General features: G+C 70.2%; 13 protein-coding genes and 2 pseudogenes. 7 read left to right on the top strand and 8 right to left on the bottom strand.

The window, feature by feature from the left end:
- Positions 1–123: 123 nt before the first annotated feature.
- Positions 124–1,074: a LysR family transcriptional regulator gene (locus WBA97_RS37100; protein WP_424235705.1), complete on the bottom strand. Its 951-nt coding sequence runs from the start codon at positions 1,072–1,074 to the stop codon at positions 124–126.
- Between the two features lie 100 nt (positions 1,075–1,174).
- Here WBA97_RS37100 and WBA97_RS37105 point away from each other — a divergent pair, with 100 nt between their 5' ends.
- Genes WBA97_RS37105 through WBA97_RS37115 form a run of 3 tightly spaced genes read left to right on the top strand, consistent with a single transcriptional unit; the run spans position 1,175 to position 4,847 of the window.
- On the top strand, positions 1,175–2,032 hold the full coding sequence (locus tag WBA97_RS37105; RefSeq protein WP_424235706.1) for an FAD binding domain-containing protein: 858 nt from the start codon (positions 1,175–1,177) through the stop codon (positions 2,030–2,032).
- A complete protein-coding gene (locus tag WBA97_RS37110; RefSeq protein ID WP_424235707.1) occupies positions 2,032–2,499 on the top strand; it encodes a (2Fe-2S)-binding protein in 468 nt (155 codons plus the stop codon). Before WBA97_RS37105 ends, WBA97_RS37110 begins: the two co-directional genes overlap by 1 nt.
- On the top strand, positions 2,496–4,847 hold the full coding sequence (locus WBA97_RS37115) for an aerobic carbon-monoxide dehydrogenase large subunit (RefSeq protein WP_424235708.1): 2,352 nt from the start codon (positions 2,496–2,498) through the stop codon (positions 4,845–4,847). Before WBA97_RS37110 ends, WBA97_RS37115 begins: the two co-directional genes overlap by 4 nt.
- Positions 4,848–4,907: 60 nt before the next feature.
- Here WBA97_RS37115 and WBA97_RS37120 read toward each other — a convergent pair.
- Positions 4,908–5,340: pseudogene (locus WBA97_RS37120) on the bottom strand (winged helix-turn-helix transcriptional regulator).
- Between WBA97_RS37120 and WBA97_RS37125 the strand changes: the two are divergent.
- A pseudogene (locus WBA97_RS37125) lies at positions 5,316–5,545 on the top strand (hypothetical protein); the annotation flags it as partial. The pseudogenes WBA97_RS37120 and WBA97_RS37125 sit on opposite strands and share 25 nt — an antisense overlap.
- A gap of 190 nt (positions 5,546–5,735) precedes the next feature.
- Here the strand turns inward: WBA97_RS37125 and WBA97_RS37130 are convergent.
- A complete protein-coding gene (locus WBA97_RS37130; RefSeq protein WP_424235709.1) occupies positions 5,736–7,091 on the bottom strand; it encodes an alkaline phosphatase D family protein in 1,356 nt (451 codons plus the stop codon).
- Between the two features lie 108 nt (positions 7,092–7,199).
- On the bottom strand, positions 7,200–7,682 hold the full coding sequence (locus WBA97_RS37135; RefSeq protein ID WP_424235710.1) for a general stress protein: 483 nt from the start codon (positions 7,680–7,682) through the stop codon (positions 7,200–7,202).
- Positions 7,683–7,815: 133 nt separating this feature from the next.
- Here WBA97_RS37135 and WBA97_RS37140 point away from each other — a divergent pair, with 133 nt between their 5' ends.
- The 3 genes from WBA97_RS37140 (at position 7,816) to WBA97_RS37150 (ending at position 10,927) form a co-directional block, all read left to right on the top strand.
- Positions 7,816–9,615, top strand: a complete 1,800-nt coding sequence (locus WBA97_RS37140; protein ID WP_424235711.1) for a glycoside hydrolase family 2 protein — start codon at positions 7,816–7,818, stop codon at positions 9,613–9,615.
- Between the two features lie 64 nt (positions 9,616–9,679).
- Complete coding sequence (locus WBA97_RS37145; RefSeq protein WP_424235712.1) at positions 9,680–9,967, top strand: GNAT family N-acetyltransferase; 288 nt, start codon at positions 9,680–9,682, stop codon at positions 9,965–9,967.
- Between the two features lie 21 nt (positions 9,968–9,988).
- Positions 9,989–10,927, top strand: coding sequence for a pirin family protein (locus WBA97_RS37150; protein WP_424235713.1), 939 nt, complete (start codon positions 9,989–9,991; stop codon positions 10,925–10,927).
- Here the strand turns inward: WBA97_RS37150 and WBA97_RS37155 are convergent.
- The 4 genes from WBA97_RS37155 to WBA97_RS37170 all read right to left on the bottom strand — a co-directional run bounded on the left by WBA97_RS37155 (position 10,924) and on the right by WBA97_RS37170 (position 13,160).
- Complete coding sequence (locus tag WBA97_RS37155) at positions 10,924–11,319, bottom strand: hypothetical protein (RefSeq protein ID WP_424235714.1); 396 nt, start codon at positions 11,317–11,319, stop codon at positions 10,924–10,926. The two genes, WBA97_RS37150 and WBA97_RS37155, sit on opposite strands and share 4 nt — an antisense overlap.
- Positions 11,312–11,692, bottom strand: coding sequence for a hypothetical protein (locus WBA97_RS37160; RefSeq protein ID WP_424235715.1), 381 nt, complete (start codon positions 11,690–11,692; stop codon positions 11,312–11,314). The genes WBA97_RS37155 and WBA97_RS37160 overlap by 8 nt, the downstream gene beginning before the upstream one ends.
- Positions 11,693–11,775: 83 nt before the next feature.
- On the bottom strand, positions 11,776–12,144 hold the full coding sequence (locus WBA97_RS37165) for a BlaI/MecI/CopY family transcriptional regulator (RefSeq protein WP_424235716.1): 369 nt from the start codon (positions 12,142–12,144) through the stop codon (positions 11,776–11,778).
- A gap of 14 nt (positions 12,145–12,158) precedes the next feature.
- Complete coding sequence (locus WBA97_RS37170; protein ID WP_424235717.1) at positions 12,159–13,160, bottom strand: LacI family DNA-binding transcriptional regulator; 1,002 nt, start codon at positions 13,158–13,160, stop codon at positions 12,159–12,161.
- Positions 13,161–13,167 lie beyond the last annotated feature (7 nt).

Consider the following 13,167-nt stretch of genomic DNA (forward strand, 5'->3'; position numbering starts at 1 on the left):
CCACGACGCGCCTGGACGGGTTGCCGGAACGGCCGAGTACACCCAGTACGAGCGCCGTCCCGTCGCCCCGCCCAGCCACGCCGTGGACCCGCCGATACACGGCCAACGTTCTGAGCCGGGCCACTAGCTCCACAGGGTTACGTACACCGGGGGCCGGAACTTCGATGGTGGCACGCCCGCGCCGGGAGCACGCATCACCCGCAGGGCGGCCGCCGTCGTCAGGTAGTGGCGGAACGTCTCCGCGGCGATCGAGCGGCGTTCCGGGGACAGGGTGGTCAGGTACCAGGTCGCGTCGGCCGGGGTCGCGGACGTGTTGACCACGCGCAATTCGCCTCGGCGGAGGCGGGCCGTGACCAGGTGGGAGGGCGCGAGCGCGACACCGGTGCCGTCGGCGGCCGCGGCCCACGCGGCGGTCTGGCTGGGGAACACGCGGATGCGGGACTCCGGCACGTGCAGCCGGGCGAGGAGCCTGCCGCTGTCGCTCGCCGGGTCGGTGCCGGTCTGGTCCACCAGCCACGACCAGCCCGAGGGGGCGCCCGGCAGCCGCGTCGCACCGGCCACCACGACCAGGTGCGTCCTGAACACCGGTTCGCTGATCAGCTCGCTCGGCTCGGCCGACCGGGGGATCAGGTTCGGGCCCAACGCGACGTCCGCGAACCGGTTCGCGAGCAGCACCGACATCTCACCGGACGCGGCCATGCCGACCGTGGTGTCGACGCGTTGCCCTGAGGACTCGGCGAACGCGTTCACCAGCGGCGCCGCCACGAACTCCATCACCGTGCTCGACGCGGCCACCCGCAGCTGGCCCGGTGCGCCCTTGCCCGCCCGGACCGCGGCCTCGGCGTCCGCGCCAAGCGCGACCATCTGCGACGCGATCGGCAGCAGCCGCGAGCCCGCCGTGGTGAGCCGCATGCTGGCGCCCGCCCTGGTCACCAGCTGGTCGCCGAGCTGTTGCCGCAGCGAGGCAAGCGCTTGCGACACGGCGGGTTCGCTGACCCCGAGTGCCGTGGCCGCGGCCTTCACCGAGCCGAGCTTCGCCACCAGCACAAACGTACTCAGCTGAGTGAGCGTCATGGCGGATATTGTGGTCCTCGCCGTGCTTAAGTGAATACTTATTCCTCGATTGCCCCCGGATGGGCTACGCCAGAACCGATGTTTCACCCAGGGAGGGCCGATGCAGGTACCCGCCTCGTTCCAGTACCGGAAGGCGACGAGCATCGAGCACGCGTTGACACTGCTTGCCGAGTACGGACCGGAGTCCGTGGTCGTGGCGGGCGGGCACAGCCTGCTGCCCATGATGAAGCTCCGCCTCGCCCACCCCGAGGCGCTGATCGACATCAACGACCTCGACGAGCTGAGCGGTATTCGCGTCCAGCGGGGGCAACTCGTCATCGGCGCGATGGCCCGGCACGCCGAGCTGCTCGCGTCGCGCGACGCAGGCCACCACTTCCCGATCCTGCACGACGCGGAACGCGTCATCGCCGACCCGATCGTCCGCAACCGTGGCACGGTCGGCGGATCGCTGTGTCAGGCCGACCCTTCTGAGGACCTGTCGGCCGTGTTCGCCGCGCTGCGCGCGGTGCTGCTGGTCCGCGGTCCTGACGGCGAACGGACCGTCCCGGCCAGGGACTTCTTCGTGGGTCCGTACGAGACGGTGCTCGCGCCGGGCGAGTTGCTCGTCGAGATCCGGGTGTCGCTGCGGGATTCGCGGAGTGCGTATGTCAAGGTCGACCGGCGCGCGGGGGACTGGGCGGTCGGCGCGGCCGGCGCGGTGCTCACCGTCGCGGGCGGCGTGGTCACCGAGGTCGGGATCGGCGTGACCGCACTGGGTGCGCCAAGGTTCGTCGCCGAGGAGGCGGAGGCCTTCCTCACCGGCGGCCCGCCGACACAGGAGCGGTTCGCCGAAGCGGGCAGGCTCGCGGCGCAGCACTGCAGGCCGGCCGCGGACCAGCGGGGACCGGTCGACTACAAGCGCCACCTCGCCGGTGAGCTGGTCACCCGTGCGCTCCGGCGAGCAATGGAGCGGAACTGATGCAGATCATGGTCACGGTCAACGGAAAGGAGCACGTGCGGGACGTCGAACCGCGCGTGCTGCTCGTGCACTTCCTGCGTGACGAGCTTGAGCTGACCGGGACCCACTGGGGCTGCGACACCTCCAACTGCGGGGTGTGCGTCGTGCATCTCGACGGGGTGCCGGTGAAGTCGTGCACCGTGCTCGCGGTGATGGCCGACGGGCGCGAGATCCGTACGGTCGAGGGCCTGGCCAGGGGGCCGGAGCTGGATCCCGTGCAGGAGGGGTTCATCGCGTGCCACGGCCTGCAGTGCGGGTTCTGCACGCCAGGGATGATGATGACCGCGCGCTGGCTGCTCGACCAGTGCCCCGACCCGTCCGAGTCCGACATCCGGGAGGCGTTGTCCGGGCAGCTGTGCCGGTGCACGGGCTACGAGAACATCGTGCGCTCGGTCCAGTGGGCGGCCTCCCGGGAGGCCGGGTCATGAACGGGTTCGGGCGCATGCCCCGCAAGGAGGACGCCCGGTTCGTCCGCGGCAGGGGGACCTACGTCGACGATGTGCGGCTGCCGGGGATGCTCCACGGCGCGGTGCTGCGCAGTCCTTACGCACACGCGCGGATCGTCGCGATCGACACCACCGCCGCGGAGGCGCATCCGAAGGTGCGTGCCGTGCTGACCGGCGCGGACCTCGACGACCGCGGCCTCGCGTGGATGCCGACGCTGTCCGGGGACCGGCAGGCCGTGCTCGCCACCGACAAGGTCCGGTTCCAGGGACAGGAGGTCGCGTTCGTCGTCGCGGAGGACCGGTACTCGGCGCGGGACGCGCTCGCGCTGATCGACGTCGAGTACGAGCCGCTCACCCCGGTCGTCGACGCGCTGACCGCGCTGGATCCGGCCACGCCGGTGATCCGGGACGACCTGGACGGCCGGCGCGACAACCACATCTTCGACTGGGACGCCGGGGACGCCGCGGTCACGTCACAGGTGTTCGCGGCCGCGGATGTGGTGGTGGCGCAGGACATGCTGTTCCCGAGGGTGCACCCGGCGCCGCTGGAGACGTGCGGCATCGTCGCCGACCACGACGAGGTCACCGGCAAGCTGACCGTGTGGGTGACGAGCCAGGCGCCGCACGCGCACCGCACGCTGCTCGCGATGGTGACTGGCATCGCCGAGCACAAGATCCGGGTGATCTCCCCGGATGTCGGCGGCGGGTTCGGCAACAAGGTGCCGATCTACCCGGCGTACGTGTGCGCGGTCGTCGGCTCGATCGTCACCGGCGTGCCGGTGAAGTGGGCCGAGGACCGTTCGGAGAACCTGATGACCACCGCGTTCGCGCGGGACTACCACATGCACGGCGAGCTGGCGTCCACATCGGACGGACGGATGCTGGCCCTGCGGGTGCGGGTGGTCGCCGATCACGGCGCGTTCAACGGGACCGCGCAGCCCTCGAAGTACCCGGCCGGGTTCTTCCACATCGTGACCGGCTCGTACGACATGGCGGCGGCGCACTGCGCGGTGACCGGGGTTTACACGAACAAGGCCCCCGGCGGGGTGGCGTACTCGTGCTCGTTCCGGGTCGCCGAGGCCTCCTACCTGATCGAGCGGCTCGTGGACCTGCTGGCGCTGGAGCTTTCCCTCGACCCGGCCGAGCTGCGGTTCAAGAACCTGTTGCGGCCACATCAGTTCCCGTTCGTCTGCGCGACCGGGTGGGAATACGACTCCGGCGACTACCCGGCCGCGCTGCGGCTCGCGCTGGACACCGCCGGGTACGAGACCTTCCGCGCGGAACAGGAGCGCCGCCGTGCCGAGGGCGAGTACCTGGGCATCGGCATCAGCTTCTTCACCGAGGCCGTGGGTGCCGGGCCGCGCAAGCACATGGACATCCTGGGGTTCGGCATGGCCGACGGCGCCGAACTGCGTATCCACCCGACCGGCAAGGCCGTGCTGCGCATTTCCGTGCAGACACAGGGACAGGGCCACGAGACGACGTTCGCGCAGATCATCGCGCACGAGCTTGGCATCAGCACCGACGACGTCGAGGTCGTGCACGGCGACACCGACCAGACGCCGTTCGGGCTCGGCACCTACGGGTCGCGGTCGACGCCCGTGTCCGGGGCGGCTGCTTCCGTTGCCGCGCAGAAGGTCCGGAACAAGGCGAAGCTCATCGCGTCGGCGCTGCTCGAGGTCGACCCGTCGGACCTGGAGTGGACACCCGGCCGTTGGGCGGTGCGTGGCGACCCGGTGTCGGGTGCGTCGCTGCGGGAGATCGCGATGGCCGCGCATTCCGACCTCGACCTGCCGGAAGGACTGGAGGGTCACCTCGACGGGTCCTGTGTGTACAACCCACCCAACCTGACCTTCCCTTACGGGGCCTACGTGTGCGTGGTCTCCGTCGATCCGGGCACCGGGAAGGTGCGGGTGCTGCGGTTCGTGGCCGTCGACGACTGCGGCGTGCGCATCAATCCGTCCATTGTGGAGGGTCAGGTGCACGGTGGGCTCGCCGACGGGATCGGCATGGCGCTGATGGAACTGATGCCGTTCGACACCGACGGCAACCACCTCGGCGGCTCGTTCATGGACTACCTCCTGCCGACGGCCGTCGACTGCCCGTCGTGGGAGCTGGTGGAAATGGTGACACCGTCGCCACACCACCCCCTGGGCGCCAAGGGAGTCGGTGAGTGCGCGACGGTCGGATCACCCGCCGCGGTGGTGAACGCGGTAATGGACGCGCTGCACCCCTTCAAAGTACGACACGCAGACATCCCACTGACACCAGCAGCAGTATGGCGCGCAATCCAAGGCAACCCACTACGCGGCGACCTAGCCATAAACTAACCCGCGAGCCCACGCTCCAGAACCCGCGAGTCCACGCTCCAGAACCCGCGAGTCCACGGTTCAGAACCCGCGAGTCCTCGGTTCGGGACCGCTGAGTTGGTGGTTCGGCGTCAGTGGATCTGGCCCACCCGGATCGCGTGGAGGTTGGTCTCGTCGGCCGAGGTGCCGCAGGCCGCGCACCATGGCCGGCCGGAACTCGGCGCCGCAGTCGTGTTCCCACACCGTCGGCGGGTTGCCTTTCGTGGCGTGGTTGTTGCCCATCAGCGCCATCAGCGCCGGGCGCAGGGCGCGGCTGGACTCGGTGAGGACGTACTTATGCCGCGGTGGCCAGTCGGTGTACTGCTTGCGCCGCAGCACGCCCGCCGCCACCAGCGTCTTCAGTCGCGGCGAGGATGTCGCGGCTCGCGCCCGTGTTGTGGGCGAAGTCGTCGAACCGGCGGAAGCCGAGGAAGGCCTCGCGGAGGACCAGCAGGCTCCAGCGTTCACCGACGATCGCCCGCGTCGGCGGTCATGATCACGTCCAGCGAGACGGCGGCCCGGCTCGGGCTCACGCCGAAGGCGCGGCTGCACAGCTTCGCCGTGACGGGCGCGGACCCGGTCCTGATGCTGACGGCGATGATCCCCGCGCCCGCTACGGCCTGCAGACCATGTGCGAAGCAGGCGGCCAGGCGAACGCCACCATCCTCGAACCCCTCTGACCCGAGGCCACGGTTCCGAATCCCCAACTCACCGGTCCCGAACCGAAGACTCGCGGGTTCCGAACCGAAGACTCGCGGGTTCCGAACCGTGGACTCGCGGGTTCTGAACCGTGGACTCGCGGGTTCTGAACCGTGGACTCGCGGGTTCTGAACCGTGGACTCGCGGGTTCTGGAGCGTGGACTCGCGGGTTTACGGTGGGGTGGTGTTGTCGGCGGTTAGTTGTTGTGCGCCGGGGGTGCCGTCCTGGACCTCGAAGACGGCTAGGGTGTGGACGTCCTCGTTGATCACCACCTGCAGTGTTGACTGCCAGCGGTCGCGCGTCACGTCGCAGATGAGGTAGCCGCGGTAGGTGCCGTTGTACAGTTTGACGTGCGGGTTCGCCGGCAGCGCCTGGCGCACGGCCGCGTCCCAGCCGATGCCGGACGAGATCGAGGTGCCCGCGAACTCGGACGCGATCACCGCCGAGGCGGGGTCGTCGAAGTTCGCGAGGATGTCGTTGACCCAGTGGGAGTGCCAGTCGCCTGCCAGGATCACCGGGTTGCGTGGCCGGTAGCGGACGATGGCGTCGATGATCCGCTGGCGTGCCGCGGGATAGCCGTCCCACTGGTCGAGGTTGTAGGCGCGGTCGGGCCCGGGGTCGTAGTCGAAGCGGGCGAGGATCGTCTGCTGCGCGATCACGTTCCAGTGCGCCCGTGACCGGCGAAGTCCTTCCAGCAGCCAGGTTTCCTGCGCCGGCCCGGTCATCGTGCGCGCCGGGTCGAACACGTCCTCACCCGGCGGGTTGATCAGGCCGTCGCCGCGGCCCTGCACGTCACGGTACTGGCGCGTGTCCAGCACGGAGAACTCGGCGAGCCTGCCCCAGCGGAAGCGGCGGTAGATCGGCCAGTCCTCGCCGACCGGGGCGGTACGCATGGGCAGATGTTCGTAGTACGCCTGGAAAGCGTTGGCGCGGCGCTCGGCGAATGGGCGGCCGTCAGGGCTCGGCTTGTGGTCGGCGGCCCAGTCGTTGAGCACCTCGTGGTCGTCCCAGGTGGTGAAGAACGGGAAGCGGGCGTGGGCGTCGCGGAGGTCGGCGGAGGACTTGTAGAGCGCGTGGAGGCGGCGGAACTCGGCGAGCGAACCGTCGGCGGTCTCGTAGATGTAGTCGCCGAGGTGGATGACGAAGTCGAGGTCCTGCCGCGCCATGTCACGGTAGGCGGGATACGGGCCGCCCGCCCATGCCTGACAGGACGCGATCGCGAACCGCAGGTGCCGAGTGTCAGCGCCGGGCGCGGGGAGGGTGCGGGTCCTGCCGACCCGGCTGGTGACGCCACCGGTGGTGAAACGGTAGAAATACCAACGATCCGGCGCGAGCCGGTCCACGGTGACGTGCACCGCGCTCGGGTTCGTGGTCACCTCGCCGTGCTGGACGAGAAGGCGGAACGCCTCGTCGTGGGCCAACTCCCAGTGAACGGTTGCCGGACCGGGCACATGGGTCCACAGGACGACACTGTCGTGCGCTGGGTCGCCGGACGCGACGCCGAGGGGGAAAGGTTCGGAGGCCACATCACCCATTGTGGCGGCTGTCACGCCAAAGCACGAGAAAAAGTACCGCCGGTCAAGCACATCAAACCGCTGCTTCGCTCGGAACAACCCGGGCGAAGCAGCGTGTCGTCAGATGCGTGGAATGCTCATCAGGAGAGTGCGGCCGAGCTCCGCGTTGCGGGGCGCGCACAACACGTCGTAGCGGCGGGCCACCAGCTGGCTGTGCGACACGAAGTCACGCTGCCCCTTGGTGGCGCCGTACCGCATCGCGGCCGAGGCCAGCCCGAACACGATGCCTGACGCCATACCGATCAGGATTGGCCCGAGCCCGCCGGTGGCCGTGAAGAGGCTCAGCAACAGGCCGACGAACAGGCCAAGCCATGCGCCGGATGCCGCGCCGCCCGACAGGACCCGTCCCCAGGTCAGCCGTGCGGAGACGCGCTCGACGAGCATCGGCTCGACGCCGACGATCGTGACGTCCTGGACGGGGAACTCGTTGTCGGCAAGATGGTCTACGGCCCGTTGGGCTTCCTTGTAGTTGTCATACGAGCCGATCGGCCAACCTTCTGGCATCGTCGGCAGACTCTTGGTCGGTGCGAACGTTGCCGTCATGGGGGTCACCTCCAGTGTTTCTCTCTCACTGGGGTCAACGTGGCCGGGCGTGGTTTCGTGCCCGGTTGGTCCGAGTTCACAGGGGGTTCTCAGGGTTCGCCATCCGTGATCAGTGATCTGTAGCGTGTCGGGCATGCGTGACAACCACCCGAGGCCGCAGCTGACCCGACCGGAATGGCAGGACCTGTGCGGCGATTGGGAGTTCGCCCACGACGACGACAACGCCGGGATGCTCTCGGCGTGGTGGCGTGGCGACCGGTCGTTCGACAGAACGATCACGGTGCCCTTCCCGCCCGAGTCGGCGGCGAGCGGTGTGCACGAGCCGGCGCCGCACCCGGTTGTCTGGTATCGCAGGATGTTCGACGCCCCGGCAGGCGACCGGCTGCTGCTCCACTTCGGCGCCGTCGACTACCGGGCACGGGTGTGGGTGAATGGCACCGAGGTGGGCTCGCACGTCGGCGGGCACGCACCGTTCCACATGGACATCACGCACGCGCTCGTGCCGGACGGGCAGCAGGTCGTCGTGGTGCGCGCGGAGGACAGCGTCGACGACATGACGCAACCGCGCGGCAAGCAGTACTGGGAGCCGGAACCCGCGGCGATCTGGTACCACCGCACCACCGGAATCTGGCAGCCGGTGTGGCTGGAGGCCGTGCCGTCGTCCTACGTCGCGGGGCTGGAGTGGACGCCGTCGTTCGCGGACCGGTCGGTGCGGGTCCGGGTGGCCACGGTCGATGGGGCCGGGTTGTCGATTCGGGTGCGGCTTTCGCTGGGTGACCGGGTGCTCGCCGATGACCGGTACCTCGTGGACGGTGCCGTGACACGCACGATTTCCTTGCCACGCGGTGACTTCCAGTGGAGTCCCGCCACGCCGAACCTGATCGGCGCGACGATCTCGCTGCTGCGGGACGGCGAGGTGGTCGACGAGGTCGAGAGCTACTTCGGCCTGCGCGACGCGCAGGTGTGCGACGGCCGGTTCGTCCTGAACGGCGACCGGCTGTTCCTGCGCATGGTGCTGGCACAGGGTTACTGGCCTGCCTCGCACCTGGCGGCGCCGTCGGTGGACGCGTTGCGGCGCGAGGTCGAGCTGATCAAGGAGCTGGGGTTCAACGGGGTGCGGGTGCACCAGAAGGTCGAGGATCCCCGGTTCCTGTACTGGTGCGACCGGCTCGGCCTCGTCGTGTGGGGCGAGATGGCGAACGCCTACGAGTACTCCGTCGACGGCGTCGCCCGGTTCACCGCCGAGTGGCTGGAGGTGGTGCGCCGCGATGTCAGCCACCCGTCGGTGGTCACGTGGGTACCGGTGAACGAGAGCTGGGGCACGCCCGCGTTGTCGTCCGACCCGCGCCAGCGGCACTTCCTGGAGTCCCTGTACCACCTGACGCACGCCGTCGACGGCACCCGGCCGGTGATCTCCAACGACGGCTGGGAACACACGACGAGCGACATCTGGACCGTGCACGACTACAGCCCGTCCCCGGCCGGGCTCACGTCCCGGTACGGCACACCCGACGCGGTCGGCAGGGCGTTGCGCCGGGACTGGCCGGGCCCGCGCCGCATCATGCTGGGCGACCCCGTGCGCGACGGTCAGCCGTTGATGGTCACCGAGTTCGGCGGGCTGAGCTACACGCCCGGCGCCGGTGAGCGGTGGTTCGGCTACCGCACGGTCGCGAACGCCGACGATCTCCTCGCCGCCTACGAACGCCTGGTCACCGCGCTGGTGGGCAGCGATCAGGTGGCCGGTTACTGCTACACCCAGCTGACCGACACCGAGCAGGAGGTGAACGGCCTGCTCACCGAGAACCGCGAGCACAAGGTGGACCCGGCGGAGATCCGGCGGATCAACACGCTGCCTGCCGCGAGCGTGCCGACCGAGGAGCTGCACCAGCTGATCGAGGCGGCGCACCGGCGGTCTCGGGGCGAATCCGAGTAGCGCGGGCCGTGCCGAGGCAGCGACTTCCGCCTAGGGTCGGTAATGACCAACGGAAGGGCGGGCCATGGCGGACACCAAGGTCGTGCACGACCGCGAGCAGTTGCGGTACGAGGTGTACTCGGACGACAAGCTCGCCGGCTTCACGCAGTACTACCGGACCGGTGACCGGGTGGTCTTCACCCACACGGAGATCGACAAGGCCTTCGGCGGGCAGGGACTCGGCAAGGTGCTCGCCGCCGAGGCACTCGACGACGTCGTAGCGAACGGCAAGGTCATCGTGCCGATGTGCGAGTTCATCGCGGGGTATCTGAAGAAGACGGACAAGTACGACGGGCACGTTCAGGCGCCGTGAGCGGAGCTTGCGAGCGAACCGATGACGCAGGGCAACCTCGACACCAGTCCCGATGTAACGGTCTGTCACAGCGAGGCAGATGATCATGCTGTGACGGAACTGTTCGCGCCAAGGGCCGTGCCGCTGGGCGGCCTTCGAGCCATGCAGGTGGACCGGGTGATGCCGCAGCGTGGCCTGCCGACCGTCGGCGCGTGGTGCTTCCTGGACTCGTTCGGTCCACAAGAGGCACGGATGCAGGTGCTGCCGCATCCGCACACCGGCCTGCAGACCGTGACGTGGCCGCTCGCGGGGGAGATCCATCACCGCGACAGCCTCGGCTCGGACGTGCTCGTCCGGCCGGGACAGCTGAACCTGATGACGGCGGGCCGCGGGGTCGCGCACTCGGAGATCTCGATGTCGTCGGGGCAGCTGCAGGGGCTGCAGCTGTGGGTGGCGCTGCCCGAGGACCGTGCCGTCATGGCGCCGGACTTCGAGCAGCACGTGTCGCTGCCGGTGTTCGCGGCACCGGGGGTGACGGCGACCGTCCTCATGGGATCGCTCGGCGGCGTGACCTCGCCCGCGACCACGCACACGCCCATCGTGGGTGCGGACCTGGTGCTCGACGGCCCGGCGGTGCTGCCGCTGCGGCCGGACCACGAACACGCGGTGCTGGCGATCGACCCGGTGGTCGTCGCGGATACCGACGTGCCCCGTGGTCATCTGCTGTACCTGGGGACCGGCCGCGCGGAGGTGCGACTCGCGGGGGAGGGGCGCGCGTTCCTGCTCGGCGGCGAACCGTTCCCGGACGAGCTGGTGATGTGGTGGAACTTCGTGGGCCGCAGCCACGAGGAGATCGTCACCGCCCGGGAGGCGTGGCAGGCCGCTGACCCCCTCTTCGGCGAGGTCGCGGGCCATGACGGCGCCCGCATCCCGGCTCCCGACCTGCCCGGCATCCGCCTGGCCCCCCGCAGGCGCCGCTAACGGGTCGTGCGCAGCCACCACAGGCCGAGCAGCGGCAGCACCACGGGTACGTACCCGTAACCCTGCCCGAAGTCCGACCACACGGTCGCGTCCGGGAAGAGGTGTGGCACGGCGAGGCTGAGGGTGCCGACGACGAGCACCCCGGCCAGCTCCACCAGGATCGACACCGTCGCGATCCGCCGCGACGCCCGGTTCCCCCGCGCCAGGCACACGGTCGCGACGATGTACACCACCGCCGCGAACGCGGACAGCAGGTAGGCGAGCGGTGCCCGTGAGAAGTGCGTCCCGAGCTGCACGGCCGACCGCGCGGTCGCGGCCAGCGCGAAGATCGCGTACACGGCGATCAGCAGGCGGCCGGGGCCGGACCGGGTGCGGGTGGTGAGGTCAGACATGGGCGTTCCACACCTGTCCGAGCCGCAGGATCAGGACCGGCACGGTGAGGCAGCCGACCACCATCACCGCGGGACCCCACCGGGTCCGTTCGGCGAGTGCCCAGAACCCGGCCAGCGGCAGCACCAGCAGGGACGTGATCAGGTAGCCGAGGTAGGCGAGGGCGTCGACCTGCCGGTCGGCGGTGGCCAGCCGCACGATCCCGGCGACCAGCTGCACCAGCAGACCGACCTCGAGCAGGATCACCACGCCGTAGAGCCACAGCCCGTGCCACTCGCGCAGCTGGATCGGCTTGCCGACGACGACCAGCACCGCCGCCCACACGGCGGCCGCGAAGGCGACGTACGTGAGCACCGCCGCGAGGATCTCGATCACCGTGCTCCCATCAGGACTTGGCTACTACAAATCGTAGGAAGTCACCACACCAGGAAGCTCAGCGGGGTCGACACCCGGCGTGGTCACTCCCGCTCGTCCCGCCGCGCCTGCGCGAGCGCCTGGCTCAGCACCTCGGCCTCCGGGACGCTCACCGAGCGGGCGAAGCGGGTGAGCGCCGCGTCCCGGTCGCCGGTGAGGGCGAGCGCGTCGAGCATCAGCTGCGCCACGTAGCCCTCGCGGCTGTTCGCGGGTTCGTACCGCCAGGCCCGGCCGTCGCGCTGCCGCCGGACGAAACCCTTCTTGGTCAACCGGTCCAGCACGGTCATCACGGTCGTGTACGCAGGCTCCCGCGCGGCGAGCGCGGCGGCGACGTCACGCACGGCGGCCGGCGTGGCGCGGTCCCACAGGACCTCCATCACCGCGCGCTCGAGCTCGCCGAGGCTGCTGACCATGGCCTGATCGTAGGTCAGGCCGAGTGGCGCACCACCAGGGTGGGCTGGAAGATCACCGCTGCTACGGGGGTGTCCGGGTGGTCGATCTGACGCAGCAGCAGCCGGGCCATCTCGGCCGCCATCTCCTCCGTCGGCTGACGGACCGTGGTCAGCGGCGGGTCGCAATCCAGCGCCGCGCTCGAGTCGTCGAAGCCGACGATCGCCACGTCCTCCGGCACCCGCAGGCCCGCCCTCCGCAGGACCGGGAGCGCGCCGCGTGCCATCAGGTCCGACGCGATGAACACGCCGTCCACCTCCGGGTGGGTGGCCAGCAGCCGCGCCATCGCCTCCTCGCCGCTGCGCAGGGTGAACCCGGCCTCGACCCACGGCACCCCGGTGCCGACCGCGTCCAGGAAGCCACGCAGCCGGTCCTGTCCGGCCGGGGTGTCCTGCGGTCCGGCGATGGTCGCGAGCCGCGTCCGGCCCGCGCGGTGGAGGTGGTGCGCCGCAAGGGAAGCACCCGCGGTCTGGTGCACGTCGACGTAGGTGATCGGCAGCGGTGACGGCGGCCGCGCCGACAGCACCACCGGGTAGTGGCTGTCGAGGAGCCTGCCCGGCAGCGCGTCGTCCGGCGAGGTGTGGACCAGGATCACCCCGTCCAGCCGCCCGCGCTTGAGATCGGACACCACCTGGTCGCCCGTGCCGATGCCGGTCGTGGTGAGCACCAGGTGCAGCCCGGCGGGCGCGGTCACCGTCATCACGCCGCGGACGACCCGCCCGAAGAACGGGTCGCCGAGGATGCGGTCCTCGTCGGGCAGCACCAGCGCCACCGCGTCCGCGCGCCGCGTCACCAGCGACCGCGCCGCCAGGTTGGGCAGGTAGCCGGTCGTGGAGATGGCCTCCTCGACCGCGGCCCGGATGTTCTCGTCCACGCTGGTCACCCCGTTGACGACCCTCGAGACGGTCGCGCGGGACACCCCCGCGGTCCTGGCGACCTCCTCGAGGGTGACGCGTCTGATCATCGGGCGGCGCGGCACGACCTCT

It is taken from the genome of Actinophytocola sp. (genome assembly GCF_049647105.1).
Lineage (GTDB): Bacteria > Actinomycetota > Actinomycetes > Mycobacteriales > Pseudonocardiaceae > Actinophytocola.

Excerpts from the sequence above, each read along its gene's own strand:
- WBA97_RS37100 (WP_424235705.1), bottom strand. The coding sequence starts at position 1,074 with ATGACGCTCACTCAGCTGAGTACGTTTGTGCTGGTGGCGAAGCTCGGC.
- WBA97_RS37105 (WP_424235706.1), top strand. The coding sequence starts at position 1,175 with ATGCAGGTACCCGCCTCGTTCCAGTACCGGAAGGCGACGAGCATCGAG.
- WBA97_RS37110 (WP_424235707.1), top strand. The coding sequence starts at position 2,032 with ATGCAGATCATGGTCACGGTCAACGGAAAGGAGCACGTGCGGGACGTC.
- WBA97_RS37115 (WP_424235708.1), top strand. The coding sequence starts at position 2,496 with ATGAACGGGTTCGGGCGCATGCCCCGCAAGGAGGACGCCCGGTTCGTC.
- WBA97_RS37135 (WP_424235710.1), bottom strand. The coding sequence starts at position 7,682 with ATGACGGCAACGTTCGCACCGACCAAGAGTCTGCCGACGATGCCAGAA.
- WBA97_RS37140 (WP_424235711.1), top strand. The coding sequence starts at position 7,816 with ATGCGTGACAACCACCCGAGGCCGCAGCTGACCCGACCGGAATGGCAG.
- WBA97_RS37145 (WP_424235712.1), top strand. The coding sequence starts at position 9,680 with ATGGCGGACACCAAGGTCGTGCACGACCGCGAGCAGTTGCGGTACGAG.
- WBA97_RS37150 (WP_424235713.1), top strand. The coding sequence starts at position 9,989 with ATGACGCAGGGCAACCTCGACACCAGTCCCGATGTAACGGTCTGTCAC.
- WBA97_RS37155 (WP_424235714.1), bottom strand. The coding sequence starts at position 11,319 with ATGTCTGACCTCACCACCCGCACCCGGTCCGGCCCCGGCCGCCTGCTG.
- WBA97_RS37165 (WP_424235716.1), bottom strand. The coding sequence starts at position 12,144 with ATGGTCAGCAGCCTCGGCGAGCTCGAGCGCGCGGTGATGGAGGTCCTG.